Source organism: Flaviflexus sp., assembly GCF_052087705.1.
Lineage (GTDB): Bacteria > Actinomycetota > Actinomycetes > Actinomycetales > Actinomycetaceae > Flaviflexus > Flaviflexus ciconiae.
Genome location: NZ_JBQCYC010000001.1, coordinates 169,297 through 187,120 on the forward strand (window position 1 = coordinate 169,297; position 17,824 = coordinate 187,120).

Annotated in this window: 12 protein-coding genes and 1 pseudogene; 8 read left to right on the forward strand and 5 right to left on the reverse strand. The window is 60.1% G+C overall.

Features of this window, described 5'->3' with window-relative positions:
* Window positions 1–8: 8 nt before the first annotated feature.
* The 4 genes from ACTHUY_RS00810 (at window position 9) to ACTHUY_RS00825 (ending at window position 2,488) form a co-directional block, all read left to right on the forward strand.
* The gene (locus ACTHUY_RS00810; protein WP_441674816.1) at window positions 9–398 is read left to right on the forward strand and encodes a DUF2550 family protein; all 390 of its coding nucleotides are present in this window, start codon (window positions 9–11) and stop codon (window positions 396–398) included.
* A 10-nt stretch (window positions 399–408) separates the two neighbouring features.
* Entirely contained in the window at window positions 409–1,104 is a 696-nt protein-coding gene (nucS, locus tag ACTHUY_RS00815; protein ID WP_441654306.1) for an endonuclease NucS, read from the forward strand.
* A complete protein-coding gene (locus tag ACTHUY_RS00820; protein ID WP_441654307.1) occupies window positions 1,104–1,409 on the forward strand; it encodes a hypothetical protein in 306 nt (101 codons plus the stop codon). The genes nucS and ACTHUY_RS00820 overlap by 1 nt, the downstream gene beginning before the upstream one ends.
* 293 nt (window positions 1,410–1,702) lie before the next feature.
* Entirely contained in the window at window positions 1,703–2,488 is a 786-nt protein-coding gene (locus tag ACTHUY_RS00825) for an alpha/beta fold hydrolase (RefSeq protein ID WP_441654308.1), read from the forward strand.
* 193 nt (window positions 2,489–2,681) lie between these two features.
* On the opposite strand, the gene ACTHUY_RS00830 is transcribed toward ACTHUY_RS00825, so the two are convergent.
* Complete coding sequence (locus tag ACTHUY_RS00830) at window positions 2,682–3,884, reverse strand: cell division protein DivIVA (RefSeq protein ID WP_441654309.1); 1,203 nt, start codon at window positions 3,882–3,884, stop codon at window positions 2,682–2,684.
* 149 nt (window positions 3,885–4,033) lie between these two features.
* Between ACTHUY_RS00830 and ACTHUY_RS00835 the strand changes: the two genes are divergently transcribed.
* The 3 genes from ACTHUY_RS00835 to ACTHUY_RS00845 are packed head-to-tail and all read left to right on the forward strand — an operon-like array spanning window position 4,034 to window position 7,516.
* A complete protein-coding gene (locus ACTHUY_RS00835) occupies window positions 4,034–5,473 on the forward strand; it encodes a hypothetical protein (protein ID WP_441674817.1) in 1,440 nt (479 codons plus the stop codon).
* A gap of 2 nt (window positions 5,474–5,475) precedes the next feature.
* Window positions 5,476–6,576 carry a hypothetical protein gene (locus tag ACTHUY_RS00840; protein WP_441677231.1) on the forward strand — a complete coding sequence of 367 codons (1,101 nt, stop codon included), beginning with the start codon at window positions 5,476–5,478 and terminating at the stop codon, window positions 6,574–6,576.
* A 10-nt stretch (window positions 6,577–6,586) separates the two neighbouring features.
* Complete coding sequence (locus tag ACTHUY_RS00845) at window positions 6,587–7,516, forward strand: co-chaperone YbbN (RefSeq protein ID WP_441674818.1); 930 nt, start codon at window positions 6,587–6,589, stop codon at window positions 7,514–7,516.
* Window positions 7,517–7,553: 37 nt separating this feature from the next.
* On the opposite strand, the gene ACTHUY_RS00850 is transcribed toward ACTHUY_RS00845, so the two are convergent.
* Together ACTHUY_RS00850 and ACTHUY_RS00855 are read right to left on the reverse strand one after the other, a co-directional pair.
* Window positions 7,554–9,158 carry a glycoside hydrolase family 13 protein gene (locus ACTHUY_RS00850; protein WP_441654313.1) on the reverse strand — a complete coding sequence of 535 codons (1,605 nt, stop codon included), beginning with the start codon at window positions 9,156–9,158 and terminating at the stop codon, window positions 7,554–7,556.
* 187 nt (window positions 9,159–9,345) lie between these two features.
* Window positions 9,346–10,359 carry a LacI family DNA-binding transcriptional regulator gene (locus tag ACTHUY_RS00855; RefSeq protein WP_441674819.1) on the reverse strand — a complete coding sequence of 338 codons (1,014 nt, stop codon included), beginning with the start codon at window positions 10,357–10,359 and terminating at the stop codon, window positions 9,346–9,348.
* Window positions 10,360–10,565: 206 nt separating this feature from the next.
* Between ACTHUY_RS00855 and ACTHUY_RS00860 the strand changes: the two genes are divergently transcribed.
* Window positions 10,566–13,781 carry a DUF3427 domain-containing protein gene (locus ACTHUY_RS00860; protein ID WP_441674820.1) on the forward strand — a complete coding sequence of 1,072 codons (3,216 nt, stop codon included), beginning with the start codon at window positions 10,566–10,568 and terminating at the stop codon, window positions 13,779–13,781.
* 132 nt (window positions 13,782–13,913) lie between these two features.
* Here ACTHUY_RS00860 and glgB read toward each other — a convergent pair whose 3' ends face one another.
* A complete protein-coding gene (glgB, locus tag ACTHUY_RS00865; protein WP_441654337.1) occupies window positions 13,914–16,103 on the reverse strand; it encodes a 1,4-alpha-glucan branching protein GlgB in 2,190 nt (729 codons plus the stop codon).
* 1,491 nt (window positions 16,104–17,594) lie between these two features.
* A pseudogene (locus ACTHUY_RS00870) lies at window positions 17,595–17,795 on the reverse strand (maltokinase N-terminal cap-like domain-containing protein); the annotation flags it as partial.
* Window positions 17,796–17,824: the final 29 nt, after the last annotated feature.

Consider the following 17,824-nt stretch of genomic DNA (forward strand, 5'->3'; position numbering starts at 1 on the left):
TTTTGAGTGTGCTTGTCGCACTACTCTTTGTCGCCGGGGCATTTGTGTTTTGGGCGATGCTCCGCACCCGCGCCCTCTTCAACCGCGTCGGCTCATTCCCCTGCTCGGTCAGTAAGCCTGGCTCAAACGAGTGGAAGGCAGGTGTTGCGGTCTTCGGAGCGGAGTACCTCACCTGGTACAAGACCGGCTCCATCACCCGCAGGCCCTCCCTTTCCTTCTCGCGGCACCGCCTCAGCATTGTCGACTACCACCAGCGCAATGAAGCAGCAGGTACGGCGGTCGTGCACTTTGAGTGCAACGGTGAGGACTGGCTGTGGGCCATGACAAACAGCTCAGTTGCTGGTGTTGTGGGATGGATGGACGGAGCGAGCCCGGTCGAGGAACCCACGGGTATGTAGACTGGACGGCGTGCGTGTTGTCTTTGCAGAATGCTCCGTCGAATACTCCGGCCGGCTCGATGCCTATCTTGCTCGGGCCCCTCGGCTCATCATGATGAAGGCGGACGGTTCCGTTCTCATCCACTCCGACGGTGGCTCCTATAAGCCCCTGAACTGGATGAGTGCCCCGTGCACCCTGACGGAGGCTGAGCCATCCGAAGAAGAAGCCGAGATCGGAGTCGAGCAGGTCTGGCTTGTCGCCAACGCAAAAACGAACGATGCTCTCAACATCAAGGTCTTCAGCACCATCGAAGAGATGGAATACCAGCTGGGGGAGGACCCGGGCCTCGTGAAGGACGGTGTCGAAGCCCACCTGCAAGAGCTCCTAGCCGAACAGGTTGAGCTCGTTGGCCCCGGCACCCGCCTTATTCGGCGTGAGTTCCCCACCGCAATCGGACCGGTCGACCTCATGGTCAAGGACCGGGACGGTAAGCACGTGGCCATCGAGATCAAGCGCAGGGGCGAGATCGACGGCGTTGAGCAGCTTACCCGCTACCTCGAGCTCCTCAACCGCGATCCGCTTCTGGCACCCGTCTCGGGAGTCTTTGCTGCTCAGGAGATCAAGCCCCAGGCCCGGGTGCTGGCAGAGGACCGTGGGATCCGCTGCCTCGTCCTCGACTATGGCGCCATGAAGGGCACGGATAATGCGGAGGACAGGCTGTTCTAATGGGCAGGAAGTCTCGCAAGCGCCCCTACCACCAGGGTCACGTCCCACTCAACATGGACCGGATAACCGGGGGCGTTCGAACCGAAACGGGACCGGGTGGACTCACCTTTAACGTCCGCAACATTCCCTCCGGGCAAAAGGAATACCGCTGCCCCGGATGTCAGCAAATTATCGCCATCGGAACCCCCCACATCGTCGCCTGGACAGAGGAAACCCTCTGGGGTGCACAAGCTGGCCTCGAGGCACGTAGACACTGGCACAGTGCGTGCTGGCGAGCCAGAGACACCCGCGGCTATAGCTTCTAGCTTGACAAAGAAGCGGAGCGATGAGGCTCCAGACGAGCGGTCACCACAAAATGTATAACCGGCGAGAAGGCCGTCCAAGCATCGTGATCATCCACCCGGCGGCCTTCGCGTTCCCAAGAGTTTCATGCCCTTCGTTACCCGCGTTAGTTACCCAAACGTGGAAACCCATCGCCGGGAAGTCAACGAAAAATTCCCCGTGAGCAGTCTGAACTGCGTGCGCTTGTGCACGTCACCTAAAATTATGGCCTGCCTCAAGCATTCACTCACCGGGGCGCAGTCGTTACAGTGGTGCTATGACCTACCTCTCTTATCGGATGACGGGGAGCGGAACTCCGCTCCTTCTCCTTCATGCCATGCCCCTGGATTCGACCATGTATGACGAGGTGCGCGGTCACCTCGATACGGTTCTGACGGTCGATGCGCCGGGCTTTGGAAAGTCCCCATCCGGCTCAGAAATCGATAGCAAGTTCGGCGCAACGGCACCGAGCCTGGACACGTTGGCGGAGGCGGTTATTGCCGACCTGGAAGAGATGGGTATCGACAGAGTCTTTCTCGGCGGCCTCTCCATGGGTGGTGCGGTCGCCGTCAGCATCCTTGAGAAGGCCCCGGATCTCGTTGCTGGCCTGGTCCTTATGGATACCAATATTGGTGCGGACGCTCCCGAGGCCAGAGAGAAGCGTCTGGAAGCCGCCAACAAGGCCGACGATGGGGATGTGTCGAGCGTGTACGTCATGGCGGACACGATGACCTCTCCCGTCACCAAGGAAGCCCGCCCAGAGGTCTATGCCGATATTTCTCGCAGGCTCCACGAGGTTCAGGGACCATCGCTGGCCTGGATGCAGAGGGCAATGGCGGCACGCCCCGACCGTCGGCAGCTGATCGACACTCTCGACATCCCGCTGCTGCTCATCCGTGGCGAGGACGATGCCTCCTGCACGGCGGAGATGATGGAGGGGCTTGCTGGCAGATATCAGGGCTCGGCAACTGTCGCGACCATCACCAGCGCCGGACACTTCACAGCGCTCGAGACGCCCGGCGAACTTGCCGGACTGCTGTCGGAGTTCGTCTCGGGCAAATGACGCCCAGGCGGGCACCGGTTAATTTGACCAGCGCAGAACCGGAGCGACAGTTACCGGTAGATGGTCAGGCATCTCGTGTGGGTGAGCGGTCGCGCTTGTATTTGGAAATGAAGGAACGTCCCGGGAACTAATCCCGGGACGCCCCATGCTTCCTGCTATTTTTCTGCACCACGAACGTGGCCGTTGCGAGTGCCTATTGCTGTTCGGTCTCGTCCGCCAGATCGGTCAGCATCTTCTGCTGGTCCGAGCTGAGCAGTGACCTCATGTCCTCCAGGTAGGACGTGATGGAGTCGCGCTGGGCGGTGAGCTGCGCGACGTGCTCCTTGACGGAGTCGCGCTCGTTGCGAGCGGACTCGCGGGCCTCGGAGAGGATGGCGCCGGCCTGCGACCTGGCGTCGGAGAGGATTTCCTCGGCCTCTGCGGTCGCCTGGGCAACGCGCTGGGAAGCATCGGACTGGGACGTGGAGCGGAGCGTCTCAGCGCGGCTGACGGCCTCTGAGAGGCGCCTTTCAGCGTCGGCGGCCTTCTGCTCTGCCTCGGACACCATGGTGTTCATGAGTTCCCGCTGGGTTGCTTCCTCGGAGGCGAGCTTGTCGGCAGATTCCCTTGCCTCGGCGGTGAGGCGTTCCCGGTGGTCGGCCGACTCTTGGGAGACCCGCTTCTCGTGGTCGTTGCTTTCGCGGGCAATTCGGTCACGGTGCTCGGTGAGTTCGTTAGCGAGGCGCTCGTTGTGCGCCGAAGACTCGGACTGGATCTTCTCGCGGTGTGCGGCAAGCTCCTCGGCGAGGGTGCGTTCCTGCTCGGACCTGGCGCGAGCCAGTTCGTCCTCCGTGGAGGTGCGGAGTGTCCTCATCTCGGTTTCGGTCTTGGAGCGCAGATCGGCCGTGTAGTTCTGTGCTTCGGTGCGGAGCCTGTGGGCTTCGCGCTCTGCCGATGCAACCATTTCCTCGACCTTGACGCGGGCGTTGTCGAGCTCGGTTGACGCGGTGGCTGTAGCCGACTTGCGTTCATCCTCAGCATCCCGGCGTGCGGTGGCGAGCAATTCGGCAGCCTGCTTCTCGGCTGCCTCCGTCATGCTGTTTGACTGCTCGGTTGCTCGGTTCAGGGTTTTCTCGGCGTCAGCATTGGCCCGGGTGACGATATCGAGGGATTGTTCCTCCGTGGAACGCAGAAGGCGCTCCACCCGAGCACCGAGACCCGAGTAGGACGGTCTATCGTTCTCAGCGAGTTCACGGCGCGCCTCGGCGAGCTCGCCGGATAGCTTGAGCACCTCTGAGTCGAGCGTGGCCACCTGGGACCGTGTCTCGTTGAGAGAGGAGGTCAGCGAGTGCACCTTCTGATCGACCTGGGTCCGATCGTAGCCCCGCATGACAATCGGAAACTGTGTGTCCTCCATAGCATTCCTTTCGTTCGCCACCAGAGTACGCTGTGAAACTAAAAAGTCGGCACCAGTGTGAAACTGCGTACGCTCTACGCAAAAGACTACTTTATAAAATCGTTATACAACTATGCTTGAGCACTGATCATAGATCGAGGAGGAACAACGTGACGGAATGGAAGAAGATGAGGAAGCCGATATCGGCTCTCTTGCTCATCGTGGGCGTGGCACTCATCGTCGTAGGCGTCGGTTCCGCAACCTGGTGGAAGCCGAGCACGACAATTGTGGCGACAACCGAAGCTGAATCAGAGTCCGGAATTATCGTCACCGACCCGGGTGTTCTCGAGATGGTGAACGACACCGTGACCGTTGTTGCCAGGGCACCTGGCACGAACGTTGAGATGGTGGTTGCTTCCAGCAGCACGGCAAACATCTGGCTGGGTGACGACCCGCACGTGCGGGTCACGGGCCTGACCAACTGGGAGACCCTTTCCACCGAGGTTCCCGAGAATGATGCTGCTCCCGAAGATGACATCTCCGTTCAGGGCTCCGACCTGTTCAGCCCCGAGAACTTCCTGACAGGTGATGGCGCAGCCGAAATGCACTTCGTGGTTCCCGAAGGCGACTGGAGCCTGATTGCGGTCGGCGAGGACGGTACCACCCCGCAACTCACCATCACGTGGGAGCGCGAGGTCGATACCCCGCACGCAATCCCGCTCATCATCCTCGGCATCGTTATCTTTGCCGCGGGTAGCGCGCTCTTCCTCTTCGACACCCAGGTTCGTTCCATCGCCAAGAAGCGTGCCGAGAGCATCCAGCGCACCGAACGCAGGGACCGAGCCGATGCGACCGAAACGACCGTGATCCCCGCGATCAAGGTGGACGGTACGGAGCCCGTCGCTCCGGAACGCGACACGGTACGCGAAGCATCCGGCGGTTCCTACGGCGCCGGCATCCTCCCCGCCAGCCCCCGGGCTGAAGAGTTCCGCGCAGCAGAACTCGAGACTGAAGAGCCAGAGAATGAGCCGGTGATTGAGCCTGTGAATGAGGATGAGACAGCCAGCGATAGCGACGGTGAATCCGAGGTTGCAGGCAATGCTGAGGCCGCGCCTCACGCTGACTCGAACGAAACTGATGAGCTCGACGAGTCCGGTGATCGCGATCGCGATCACGTGGCAGAGGCAGAGCTCTCTGGCGAGTCAGATCAGGCTGAGGAGCTGGCCGGAGCCGAGACACAGGTTGATGACAAGGACGAGTCTGGCGAATCGTCCGACCAGGCCGAGTTGGTAGCTGACGAATCCGGTGACGCGGACGCGGTCACCGAAGAGGCTGTGTCGAACGAGAGCGACTTAGACGACAACTCTGATGAGAGCGATTCGGTCCAGGATGCTGAAGATCATGCCGGTGCGGATCCTAATGAAGTCCTCAGCGAGATTTCATCCTCCTCCCATGTTGAATCAGTAGAGTCCGAGGTGGAGGAGTCCGGTGCCTCTGACTCTGAGCAGGATGATGCTCAGGGATCGACGGACGAATCGGACAATGACGATGAACGGCGCGCGACCTCGGCACAGTGGCGCGAGCTGTGGGGCTTTGGCCCGAAGGAGTAATCATGACCGTATCGAGAAAATATTGGGCACTTGCTGCCGCGACCGCTCTGGTCCTGAGCGCATGCTCGAATGATGCCAACGAACTGCCGAGCCCGTCGGTCGAGACGCCGTCAGCTTCGGCAACGGATAACGGGGAGGGCACGGGCGAGCCTGTCGAAGGTGAGGAAACCGGTGGGGAAGAAGCCACCGATGACACCGTTGAGCAGGGCGAGAACCAGTCCCTACGTGCTGACCAGGTCCTGGAAGCTATCTCGGAGGCGCTTGACGTGGCCTACGAGGAGCGTTCGGTCGAGAACGTCATGGACAGGGTCACGGGTCCCGCACGCCGGACCATCGAGGCGGGCTTTGAGAACTCCGACCGGTTCGGCACGGAGGTTGAGCCAATCGCCATGACCGACGCGGATTCGACGTGGAGCATGTCGACAGACTTCCCTCGCGTTGCCATGGTGTTCACCGAGAACCCGGATACTGGCTCCAACCACCAGCTCGTTGTCCTCTCGCAGGTGGAGGGCCGCGAGAACTACAAGCTGTGGGGTTACGCCGACCTGGTGCCGGCCGATGCGGAAATCACCTTCGCAGCCGATACTCAGTCGATCGCCAAGGACGACAAGGAAGGAATCGCGGCTCCCGCGATCCAGGTTGTCACCGAATATGCTCAGCTACTGAGCGGCGACGAAACGAACGTGACGTTCGAAGGCGATTCGCTTGCTACCTCCCTCTCGGAGCAGCAGGAATCGATCTCGGAGTCACTCGGCGAAACCGGAACGGCGTCCGTTAACGCTGAGGCTCTCGACCACGGCCCGATGATCATGGCCACCGAGGACGGCGGCGCGGTCACGATGGGTTACTTCAACTACGATGTCGAAATTGACCGGACTTCGGCTGGCTCGACGATCACTGTTGGCGATGAACTTGCTCAATGGCTAACCGAAGAAGAAGATTCGACATACGATGTTCAGGGAACGCTCACATCGACGTACTCCGTCATGGTGGCGTTCTACATCCCGCCGCAGGGCGGTGGGAATGTCCAGGTGATCGCGACATCGAGCCCCGAGCTCATCGAGGTTGCCGACGACGAGTCCACGAACCCGGATGACGAATAGGAATTAACAATTGAGTGAGCCACTGAATATCCGTGGAGCAGTCGACCTGTCGGCGCTCGCCCCCGCCAAAGAGCAGGAGCGCATGAAGGCGCAGACAACGAACGAGAACGGCGAGCAGGTGATCCCGGGACCGTTCGTGCGCGACGTGACAATGGAGAGCGTGCAGTCGTTCCTCGAGCTGTCACTCCACGTGCCGCTCGTCGTGGTCTTCACTTCGCCCCGCTCCGAAGGTTCCCTGGCACTAGCCAAGACCCTCGAGTCGCAGATTCTGTCCCGCGGCGGCGCAATCGGCCTTGGCTTTGTCGACGCCGACTCCTCCCCGGAGATCGCCCAGGCCTTCCAGGTTCAGGCGGTCCCCACGACCCTTGCCGTCCTCGGCGGCAACCCCGTCCCGCTCTTCCAAGGCACCTTGGACGATGCTGACGTTGCCAAGGCGCTCGACAGCGTTCTCCAGGCCGCCGAGCAGCTGAGCGTGCACGGGAGGCTCGACGGCGACGAGGACGGTAGCCTGCCGGAACCGGAGCTCCCGCCCCACGTCAAGGAAGCAAACGAGGCGCTCTCCGCCGGTGACTTTGACAAGGCCCACGCCGCCTACTCAAAGGCACTCAAGGAGAACCCGGGCGACGAGGTAGCGAAGGTCGAACTGGCACGCGTTGAGCTTCTTCAGCGCGTCCAGGGATACGACGTTCAGTCGATCATGTCGACCGCGAAGGATGCTGACCTCACCGACGTTGATTTGCATCTGCAGGCCTCCGACATTGAGGTTGCTGCCAGCCGCCCCGAGTCGGCCTTCGGTCGTCTGCTCGCAGTCATCCGAGCGACCTCGGGCGATGATCGTGAGAAGGCACGCGAACGGATCGTCGCCCTGTTCAACATTGTTGGCGTCCACGACCCGCTCGTCACTGAGGTCCGCAAGCAGCTCGCCAGCGCACTCATGTAGCGCTGAGCTTGCTGGCGAGCCGCCTCAAGGCAAACTGCTAGCTCTCTTGCGTGAGCCAGACCGTCGTGTCGGCACCGATCGTGTTTGATATGGGCGATGATGACAGAAGCACCCGCCACCCGCTAGGGACGGGTGCTTCGTCGTTGAAGCAGGTCAGAACCCGAACATCACCGACCCGATAGTCGAGAACGGAACCTTCGGAGTGATCCTCGATCGTGGAGGTGCCGAGTTCCAGCTCTGGACGCAGGGCCAGTGCCTTCCTGAAGAAGGCAAGCGTGGAGTTGGGGTCGCTCTCCTGCACATCAACCGCAAACCGCTCCCAACCGTCCGGCTGAGGCAGCCAAGTGTCACCGGTAGGGGAGAAGCCCGCCCCGGGCTTTGTTGAGTCCCAGGGAAGGGGGATGCGGCAACCGTCTCGACCTGCTTCCTCGCCCTTCGTGCGACGGAACGTGGGGTCCTGCCTCGCCTCATCGGGCAGGGACGTGTGCTCGGGGAGCCCGAGCTCCTCACCGTTGTAGATGTAGGCGGAGCCTGGCAGAGCCAGCATCAATAGCTGAGCTGCCCGGGCGCGCTTCGAACCGAGCTCAAAATTGGGTTGGGGATCGGTAGCGTAGATGCCGTTGGGGCCCTTGCCGGTCTTCTCCAATCCCATCCGTGAAGCTACGCGAACCACGTCGTGGTTTGACAGCACCCACGTGGTGGGTGCGCCGACCCCGCCGTTCACCTCGTAGGACAGGTCGATGACCTCTCTCATTGCATCTGGTTCCCACGGGCTAGCAAGGAATGAAAAGTTGAAACACTGATGGAACTCGTCCTCGCGGACATAGAGAGATCTACGAGCATCGTCAGTCACCCACGCCTCGGCACACAGCATGCCGCCATAGGAGTCGACGATCTTGCGCCAATCACGGTAAATCTCGTGGACCTGGTCCCGATCCCACATGGGAGCGGGCGGAATATCGGTTTGGTCCCGGCCGGACACCATGTCCCAGTGGAACTGCCAGTCCGGAAGGCTCCGGTCCTTGATGAGGCCGTGAGCCACGTCGACACGGAAGCCTGCCACGCCGCGCTCCAGCCAGAACCGCAAGATTGATTCAAACTCCGTGCGAACCACCTGATTGTCCCAATCCAGGTCAGGTTGGGAGGAATCAAAGAGGTGCAGATACCACTGCCCATCTGCCACCCTCGTCCATGCGGGGCCGCCGAAGACACTCGTCCAATCCGTCGGAGGAATTTCGCCGTTCTCACCCCTGCCATCGCGGAACCAGTACAGGTCGCGGTAAGGGGAATCGGGGGAGGAGATCGCCTCCTGGAACCAGGGATGCTGATCCGATGTGTGATTCGGAACCAGGTCAACGATGATCTTGATGCCTAGCTCCGTGGCCTTCGCGATCATCTCATCGGCGTCCTTGAGCGAACCGAACAGTGGATCAATACCCCGGTAGTCAGAGACGTCGTAGCCGTGGTCCTTTTGAGGAGAGGGATAGAACGGGGAGATCCACACGGCATCCACCCCCAGCGACTTGAGGTAGGGGAGCTTCGAGGTGATCCCGGCTAGATCCCCGACCGGGCCGGAGGAGGACTTAAAGGATCTTGGATAGATCTGATAGATCACGGCGGAGCGCCACCACTCGTTAGCCACGCTGTTTCCCTTCGAAGATGTTGATGGTTCCTTCGAAGTATATGACCTGAGCGCGGCCGGTAGGGCGACGTTACAGAGGTAGCACCTGCCGAGAGCAACAGCACGGGCGAACAAAACACAGACGCCGGACGGACTGGAAGAGCCTGCCTAACCCCGCTAAGCAGGCTCGGTCAAGCAATGGCTAGAACTACGACTGGTTGGGTGCGGCCCCGGAGGACTCGCGTGTGATGAGCTCCGACTGGAAGGTGAAGGGAACCCGCGGCGGGTTACCGCCCTTCATCAAGTCCACCAGGGTATTAACTGCGGCGGATGAGATTTGGCGGACGGGCTGACGGTTGGAGGTCAGCGGCGGATCCGTGAATGCCATCAGGGGAGAGTCGTCGTAGCCAACGACCGAGACATCCTCGGGGACGCGAAGGCCCCTTTGGCGGATCTGACGGATCGCCCCGAGAACGAGAAGGTCGGAGCCGCAGATAATGCCGGTGACGCCAAGGTCAAGCATGGTGTCTGTTGCTCGGCCACCGCCCTCGACCGAGTAGTGGGAGTGCAGAACAGTCTGGTCCGTGTCGGGGCACATCTCCATCATCGCCTGACGGTAGCCCATCGCCATGTCCTGGGCGGGGCGGAACCGTTCTGGTCCCGTGATCAAGCCGATCGACCGGTGGCCCGAATGGTAGAGATGGCGAACCGAATCCTTCACCGCTCCAACGTCGTCGGAGGAAAAGTCCGGGACCCCAATGTTGGGGTTGCGGCCATTGATCGTCACGTAGGGGATCTGGCGCTCGCCCTCGTCCAAGTAGCGACGAACATCGTAATCAGACTCGTTAGCAACACCCGACAGGAAAATAACTCCCGAGACGTTCTGCTTGACCAGCATCTGCAGATACTTCTCCGTACCGCCAGCCGAGGAATGGGTGAGAAGGATCGGGGCGTAGTCCCGCAGACTCAGCTGATCGACCAGCTCCTGAATGTACTCGGGGGCACTGGGGGTGTTGAGATCGGGGGCAACAATGCCGACCCTGTCATCGCTACGGTCACGCAGAGCATCCGGTCGCTCATAGCCCAGCTCGTCAAGAGCCTGAAGAACCAACTGCTTGGTGCCCGTTGCAACCGTTGATTTTGCGTTGAGAACTCGCGATACCGTTGCGGTCGATACACCGGCCACGGCAGCAACGTCAGCCAGCCGAATCTTCTTCGTCATCAGTACTTTCCTTGTACGACAATAGGTTAGCTACCGGTAAATTGTAACGGATTGCAAGGGTCCATGTTGAAATATACGTCCTAGACCTGCGCGATTGTCGAGGAACGCTGGATGAGAGTTTTCGCAATGTAACTGTGAGGAATTGTTGCACCAGGAGTAAACGGTGTGACTGCAATTGTTTCCGCGGATATTGCTAGGCTGCGCTTATGGAGTCGTATGAAGAGGGTGCGTTGCCGTATGGCCTCTACGAGCTCGTTCGGTCGGCAAAGTTACCGAAGGACCGTTTCCCGGTCGATGCAAATGTCGAGTTTGAACCTGTTGAAGAAGCGGAACGAATTCGGATTTTGACCACCTATGTCGCGCAACGGCTTGAACACCGGCTCTTGGTCGCAGATAAGAGGGATCGAGTTGACCTGCTCAATCGTGCGCTTCAGGGGATCGATCCGGATGATCGTATTGAATGGGATGACGCCAAAGGAAAGTTTAGCCAGCTGGTGTCGCTCAGCCCGCCCGAGAAGAAAGCCCCGGTGCGACCTGGAACCGCGCTATCCGAGGTTTCCCTGCTCACGAACAATGCGAAAGAGCCGGCGCTAAACAAAGAGATCGCACGCGAACTGGCGAGCGCCGACCGCGTAGATCTTATCTGTTCATTCCTCAAGGTCAGCGGCGTGAACCTCATCCGTACGGCCCTTGAACAGCTTCGGGATCGTCGAGTTCCCGTCAGAATCGTCGCCACCACGTACATGGGCGCAACCGATGCTCGGGCGGTCAGCATGCTCCACGACCTCGGTGCCGAGGTGAAGATCAGCTACCAAAACATGTCCACTCGACTTCATGCGAAAGCCTGGCTATTTGAGCGCGACTCTGGATTCAGTACGGCGTACGTGGGTTCTTCCAACCTGTCGGCCGCGGCAATGACCGAGGGACTGGAATGGAACGTCAGGCTCTCCAGCATACTTACGCCGGGTGTTCTCAGTCAGTTCAGAGCCGCATTCGACGCATATTGGCAGGATCCCGAGTTCGTCACCTACGAGCCGGAACAGTTTGACGAGCTGGATCGCGCCCTGGAGCGGGCTCAGTCTGCCACCGGTAAAACAAAGCGCCTTGCGGCGATCGATACGTCGTTCCTCGATGTCTATCCGCGACCGCATCAGTCGATCATGCTTGATCACCTGAGTTCCGAACGGGCGCACGGCCGCCACCAGAACCTTGTCGTTGCCGCGACGGGCACGGGTAAAACAATCCTGTCGGCACTCGACTACCGAAACCTCCGGGAAGTACTGGAAGCACCCAGGCTGCTCTTCATTGCACACCGGCGAGAAATACTCGGACAGGCACGGTCTGCTTTCCGTGCCGTTTCGCGGCGTAACGACTTCGGGGAACTCCTCGTAGGTGGAATTCGACCAGAACGCTGGGAACATGTCTTTGCGTCGATCCAAACGCTGAGCGGCGATATCCTTCAGCAGATACCGCGGGAACACTTTGATGTTGTCATCGTCGATGAGTTCCACCACGCGAGCGCCAAAACCTACCGAAGGGTCATGGAATGGTTGCAACCGCGTGAACTCATTGGACTGACTGCAACACCAGAGCGTGGCGACGGTACCAATGTTGCCGATGAGTTCTTTGCCGGAAGAATCGCAACGGAGCTGCGCCTTTGGGATGCTCTCGATGCTGACCTGCTCGTTCCGTTCCACTACTTCGGAATATGGGATGAAACCGATCTGTCGGGGCTGGAGGTCAGGCAAGGCAACTATGAGTCTGCGGCACTCGAAACGATCTATACGGAAGGTGCCCAGGCAGAAGCCCGTCTGCGTGTCATTTTTGACGAGCTAGAAAAGAAGGTTGCCGACCCGCGTCGTATGAAAGCCCTGGGATTCTGCGCGACGAAGGCTCACGCGAACTTTATGGCAAAGAAGTTCAATGAAGCCAACATTCCCGCGGCCGTGCTACTGGGAGACCATGATGCTGAGGAGCGCTCCGTAACGATTCGGCGGTTGGTCGATGATAAGAATCCGCTTTCCATCATCTTCACCGTTGATATCTTCAATGAGGGTGTCGATATTCCAGAGCTAGACACGATCCTCATGCTCCGGCCAACCCAGTCACCCACGCTGTTTCAGCAGCAGCTCGGCCGAGGGCTACGTCGGGCTCCGAGGAAGGCTGTTCTCACGGTGCTCGACTTCGTGGGCAACCAGAATAAGCTCTTCCGCCTCGACACCAAGTACGTCATCTTCGCCCGCGACGGTCATCTGAAAGACACAGATATTAAGGACGAGTTTCCGGACTTGCCCGGGGGATGTGCGATCGTGCTTGATCGGGTCACGCAGGAGAGGATTTTTTCCAATATCAGGAGATCTCTTCAGGTGGGGACTGAGCCGCTGTTGCGGGAGGTTCGAGACTTCTTCGCAAAGCAAGAGCCGGGTGCGACGGCGCCGTTCCACCGGCTCGGTGACTTCCTGTCGAAGACGGGCCGGGACTTTGATCATCTCTACGGTCGCCCAGCAAAGACTAGTGTCGACGATAAGAAGTCGTCCGCAAAACGGACGTGGACCTATTTGACTGCATACTCGGGTGTGGAGCAAAACCTACACCAGCTGTTTACGCAGGAGGATTTCCTCGCTATCAACAACCGAATTCACGTCCTCCGGCACGTCAATGATGCTGTTAGGTCGGCTGGGTACCTTGAGCTACTGAGAGGCAGGGCCACCGAGGCGGACCTGAATATCTTTGAACGCAGGCTAGCGTGGATGCTCATCTTCTCGTTCTGGAACAACGGCAAATTTCCGTGGGGAGAAAGGAAGTTCTCCCTTGATGAGGCGCTTGCACTCCTGCGAAAGTATCCCAGCATCGCGGGTGAACTGGAGCAAATGTGGAACATCGTTGCTGACCGCGATAGGCAGGTGGCACGACCCGTTGCGAGCCTTGAGGGAGAATCGCCGCTCCTGACGCATGGGCACTACACCCGTGAAGAACTGTATGCCGGTCTTGGTATGCACGAGAAGGACACCAGGCCGACTCCGAACGCAACGCGGGAAGGTGTCATCGAATCGGCAGCGCTTGATGCGGTTGCTCTGCTCGTTACATTGGAGAAAACGGAGAAGCACTACACGCCCCAGACGATGTACAAGGACTATGCGGTAATGAGTAACGAATTTGCCTGGGACTCGCAGAACAACACCACGCCTGATAGTCGTAGGGGACAGATGTTTCAGGGCCAAGGCGATGATCTGAAACAGCCATTGCTCTTCGTGCGGCGCACAAAGACGAGCCGCGGGATCCCTGGGGCGGCGGAACCCTATACGTTCCTGGGCCCGGTGGCATACGTGAGCCACGAGGGCTCGCAACCCATGCACATCACGTGGCAACTAGAGAGATCGATGCCGGCAGAGCTGTTCCAGATCGCGAGAGCAGTTGCATAGCATCCGAAAACCTCTTGGTCCCCAGGTCAATGATGAGCTGTGAAGACCATCGGTAAATGAAGTCTGGGGCCCACGCAGGAAATTGCGTGGGCCCCAGACTTGAGCTTCAGTGAGATCTTCTCGCGCCGATTGCTAGATCGTCGTGATCTTGGTGGGCTTCAGCCAGACGGCTCCGAGCGGGGGAACGCGGAGGGCCGCGGACTGTGCCCTTCCGTTCCATCCAATCGGGTCGGTTTCGACGGTGCCGTTGGTGACGCCGGATCCTCCCCAAGCGAGGTCGTCTGTGTTAAGGACTTCCTCCCAGGTGCCGGAGAACGGCAGACCGACGCGGTAGTTCTCGTGGGGAGTGCCGGCGAAGTTGACGACGACAGCAAGCCAGTCCTTCTCATCCTTCGACTTGCGAATAAAGGAGAGGACGTTGTGATCGCCGTCCGAGACCTCGATCCACTCGAAACCGTGATTCGTGAAGTCATCGGACCAGAGAGCCGGGGTATCGAGGTAGACCTTGTTGAGCTCGGCGACAAGCGACATGACCTGGTCGTGGTTCTTGTTCTCGGTGAGCCACCAGTCAAGACCCTTCGACTCGTCCCATTCGCCGGTCTGCGCGAACTCCTGGCCCATGAAGATGAGCTGCTTACCGGGGTGGGCCCACTGGTAAGCGAACAGGGCACGGACACCGGCACGTTTCTGCCAGTCATCTCCCGGCATTTTCGAGTACAGGGAGCCTTTTCCGTGCACGACCTCGTCGTGGGAGAGGGGCAGCATGAACTGCTCGGAGAACGCGTACACGAGGGAGAACGTGATCTCGCCGTGGTGGTAGCGCCGGTTGATTGGCTCTTCCGCTAGGTAGCGCAGGGTGTCGTTCATCCAGCCCATGTTCCACTTGAGCCCGAAGCCGAGGCCGCCGTTCTCCGTCATGTTGGTGACGCCCGGCCACGAGGTGGACTCCTCTGCGATCATGAGAATGCCGGGGTGGTTGCGGTAGGCGGTTGCGTTTGTCTCCTGCATGAAGGAGATCGCTTCGAGGTTCTCGCGGCCGCCGTAGATGTTGGGGCTCCACTGGCCGTCTTCCCTCGAGTAGTCGAGGTAGAGAAGGGAAGCCACAGCATCGACTCGGATACCGTCAATGTGGTACTCGTCGATCCAGTACAGGGCGTTCGCTACCAGGAAGTTGCGTACCTCGTGGCGACCGTAGTTGAAAATCAGGGTTCCCCAGTCGGGGTGCTCGCCGCGGCGCGGATCCGGATCCTCGTAGAGATGAGTTCCATCGAAGTTGGCCAGTGCCCAGGCATCCTTCGGGAAGTGGGCAGGCACCCAGTCCATGATGACGCCGATGCCGGCGTTGTGGAGCTCGTTGATGAGGTAACGGAACTCGTCGGGCTCGCCGAAACGTGCCGTGGGCGCGTAGTAGGACGTCACCTGGTAACCCCAGGACGGCCCGTATGGGTGCTCCGCAATCGGCATGAGCTCAACGTGGGTGAAGCCCAAGTACTTGACGTGGCCGATGAGGTGCTCCGCGAGTTCCTCGAAGTTCAGGTCCTGACGCCACGATCCGAGGTGAACCTCGTAGATCGAAATGGGGCCCTCGAGCGGGTTGGTCGTCTCGCGCTTAGTAATCCACTTGCCGTCATCCCACTTGAAGCGGGCCTTCGTGATGACAGAGGCGGTCAGCGGCGGTTTCTCGGTGCGGCGTGCCATTGGGTCGGCCTTCTGATGCCAGGAGCCGTCCTGGTACTGAATCTCGTACTTGTAGGCCTGACCTTCGGCAGCATCGGGGATAAACAGCTCCCAGACACCGGAGGCGCCCAGAGAACGCATGGCGTGAGCCTTCCCGTTCCAATGGTTGAAGTCGCCAACGACGCGGACCGCGCGAGCATTCGGTGCCCATACGGAGAACGAGGTTCCGCTCGTGGTTCCGAGGACGGACTCGTACTCCTTCAGGTGGGAGCCGAAAACGCGCCATAGCTCTTCGTGTCGACCCTCTCCGAACAGGTAGAGGTCGAGCTCTCCCACGGTGGGAAGGAAACGGTAGGGATCATCCGTGGTGGTAACAAGGTCTTCCGAATATTCGGCGCGCACGCGATAGTCCGGGATCTCCGTGCCCGGTACAACGGCCACCCAGACCCCGTTGTACTCGTGGGCCGCTTCGTACTCGCGATCCTCCGTCACAATCGTGACCCCGGTGGCGAGATGACGGATAACGCGGATGGTTACGGAATCTTCCCCAAGGTGGGGTCCGAGAACATCGTGCGGTGCGTGATAGTCCCCGTAGGCGACTGCCGCAAGATTGTCCTGCGAAACTTCTACTGGCTCTAATTCCATGATGACCTCTTTCACCTGATGTTCTAAGGCTAGCCCGTCAAGGTCACCCTCGGAGGGCGAATCCGGCACAGGGTTGCCGTTTTTGTGATGTCCTAGTTTATCCCCGGAACCGTTCGTGGTCGCGCCGAGCGGAGCATCATTGCTGACCGGTGCGACCGGAGAAACGAGCGCGGGGGAAATGCTCTGTTCGTTGTCTTCACATGCTGAGTCTTCAGCGTCCGTCGCATGCTCTGAGATTTCGCCAGCAGAATGCTTCCCCGATGGACCGGAGCGCTCCCGCGCTGGTCCATCGGAGTTGGTGCCAGCAGTTGTTACACCTCGATCTGCGCTCGCGGCCCGATGCTTGTCTGCAACGTCCTGACGCTTGACTCTCGCGTCCTGATGTTCGCCGGTAGCCGTGGTAGCGGCGGTTACTGCGGGGATGTCAGACCGGTTGAGAATGGCGTTCACCCCGGATACCGGGACGTCGACCCAGGAGGGGCGGTGAGCCACCTCGTAGGAGACTTCGTAAAGGGCCTTGTCAAGCTCAAGTGCGGTCAGGAGTGCCTCGGTGCCCGCGGGGATCTCGCCGTAGCCATCAAGGAATGCTGACTGAGCTTTCTCCACCCACGCGGATGCGTGGCCGTGATCTGTGCCTTCGCTGACGAGCTGACCGCCGACGTAGTCGAAGGAGCGGAGCATTCCCGCCACGTCCCGTAGGGCAAGGTCCGGTGCTGTGCGCTCGTCGAGTGGGCGAAGTGGTTCGCCTTCGAAGTCGAGAATGATCCAGCCGCGTTCCGGGACGTCGAGGACTTGGCCCAGATGGTAGTCGCCGTGGATCCGTTGCAGATCCAGCCAGTTGGCCTGCTGCTCCGCTGCGGTAAAAACGGCCTCGATTTCGTTACGTCGTGACTCCAGTCTCGGTTCGTCGGAGAGCGCCTGTAAGGCTCTCCGGTGCCACGATCCAACAAGGTTTTGTCTGTCGGCGTCTTCGACCGGGTTGGTAGGCATGACGTCCGCGAGAGTGTCGTGGATTGACCGGGTGGCGGTGCCGAGTGCCCGAATCGATTGTTCGTTGAGCGTGCCGCCTGCCGCCTGTTCGGTCATGACCTGCCAGGCGTCTGTTGCGCCCGCCATGAACTCTTGGGCGACCAGGATGTGTCCGGTGACTTCGTGATCGCCTTCCTGCCAGGTGGCGAGAGCCGATCCCGTGGGCGGTGCAACGTGGGGTGACCCGGCGTCCGCCAGTGCCTTGGTCAGGATGACATCCGGGTTGAGTCCCGCGTTGAGAACGCGGAACACCTTGAGGATGACCTGCTGGCCGTTTGCCAGGGTGTAGCGAATTGACGTGTTTGACTGTTCTCCCGTGAGCTTGGCTGAGGCCGTGATGCTAGTTGTTCCGGCCTCGGAGCGCCCCGTCATCGTCCCGCAGTCACCCGTGCCTTCGAGCCACTGCGCAGAGCAGGCCTCGAGGAGGACGGTCTGACCGTACTTCAGGTCCGTGGCGTCATAAACGTACGAACCCTTGTGCTTGGTGATAAGGGGGTGGTCGAACGTTGACGTCGTAACGACGAGGGGAACGATATAGGTCGTTGTTCCCGACTCGACGAGCGCGATCTCGACCCGGGGGTCGCCGGCGGCGAGCACCCATCTTCCCCTGATTCGGATGGTCTCCGCCCTGTCGGAGGAGACGAACCAGCGTTGGGACTGCATCCAGGATGCCAGGTCGGTTTCAAACACGG

Coding starts and splice junctions, on each gene's coding strand:
- glgB (WP_441654337.1), bottom strand. CDS start 16,103: ATGGAATTAGAGCCAGTAGAAGTTTCGCAGGACAATCTTGCGGCAGTC.
- ACTHUY_RS00860 (WP_441674820.1), top strand. CDS start 10,566: ATGGAGTCGTATGAAGAGGGTGCGTTGCCGTATGGCCTCTACGAGCTC.
- ACTHUY_RS00855 (WP_441674819.1), bottom strand. CDS start 10,359: ATGACGAAGAAGATTCGGCTGGCTGACGTTGCTGCCGTGGCCGGTGTA.
- ACTHUY_RS00840 (WP_441677231.1), top strand. CDS start 5,476: ATGACCGTATCGAGAAAATATTGGGCACTTGCTGCCGCGACCGCTCTG.
- ACTHUY_RS00825 (WP_441654308.1), top strand. CDS start 1,703: ATGACCTACCTCTCTTATCGGATGACGGGGAGCGGAACTCCGCTCCTT.
- ACTHUY_RS00820 (WP_441654307.1), top strand. CDS start 1,104: ATGGGCAGGAAGTCTCGCAAGCGCCCCTACCACCAGGGTCACGTCCCA.
- ACTHUY_RS00830 (WP_441654309.1), bottom strand. CDS start 3,884: ATGGAGGACACACAGTTTCCGATTGTCATGCGGGGCTACGATCGGACC.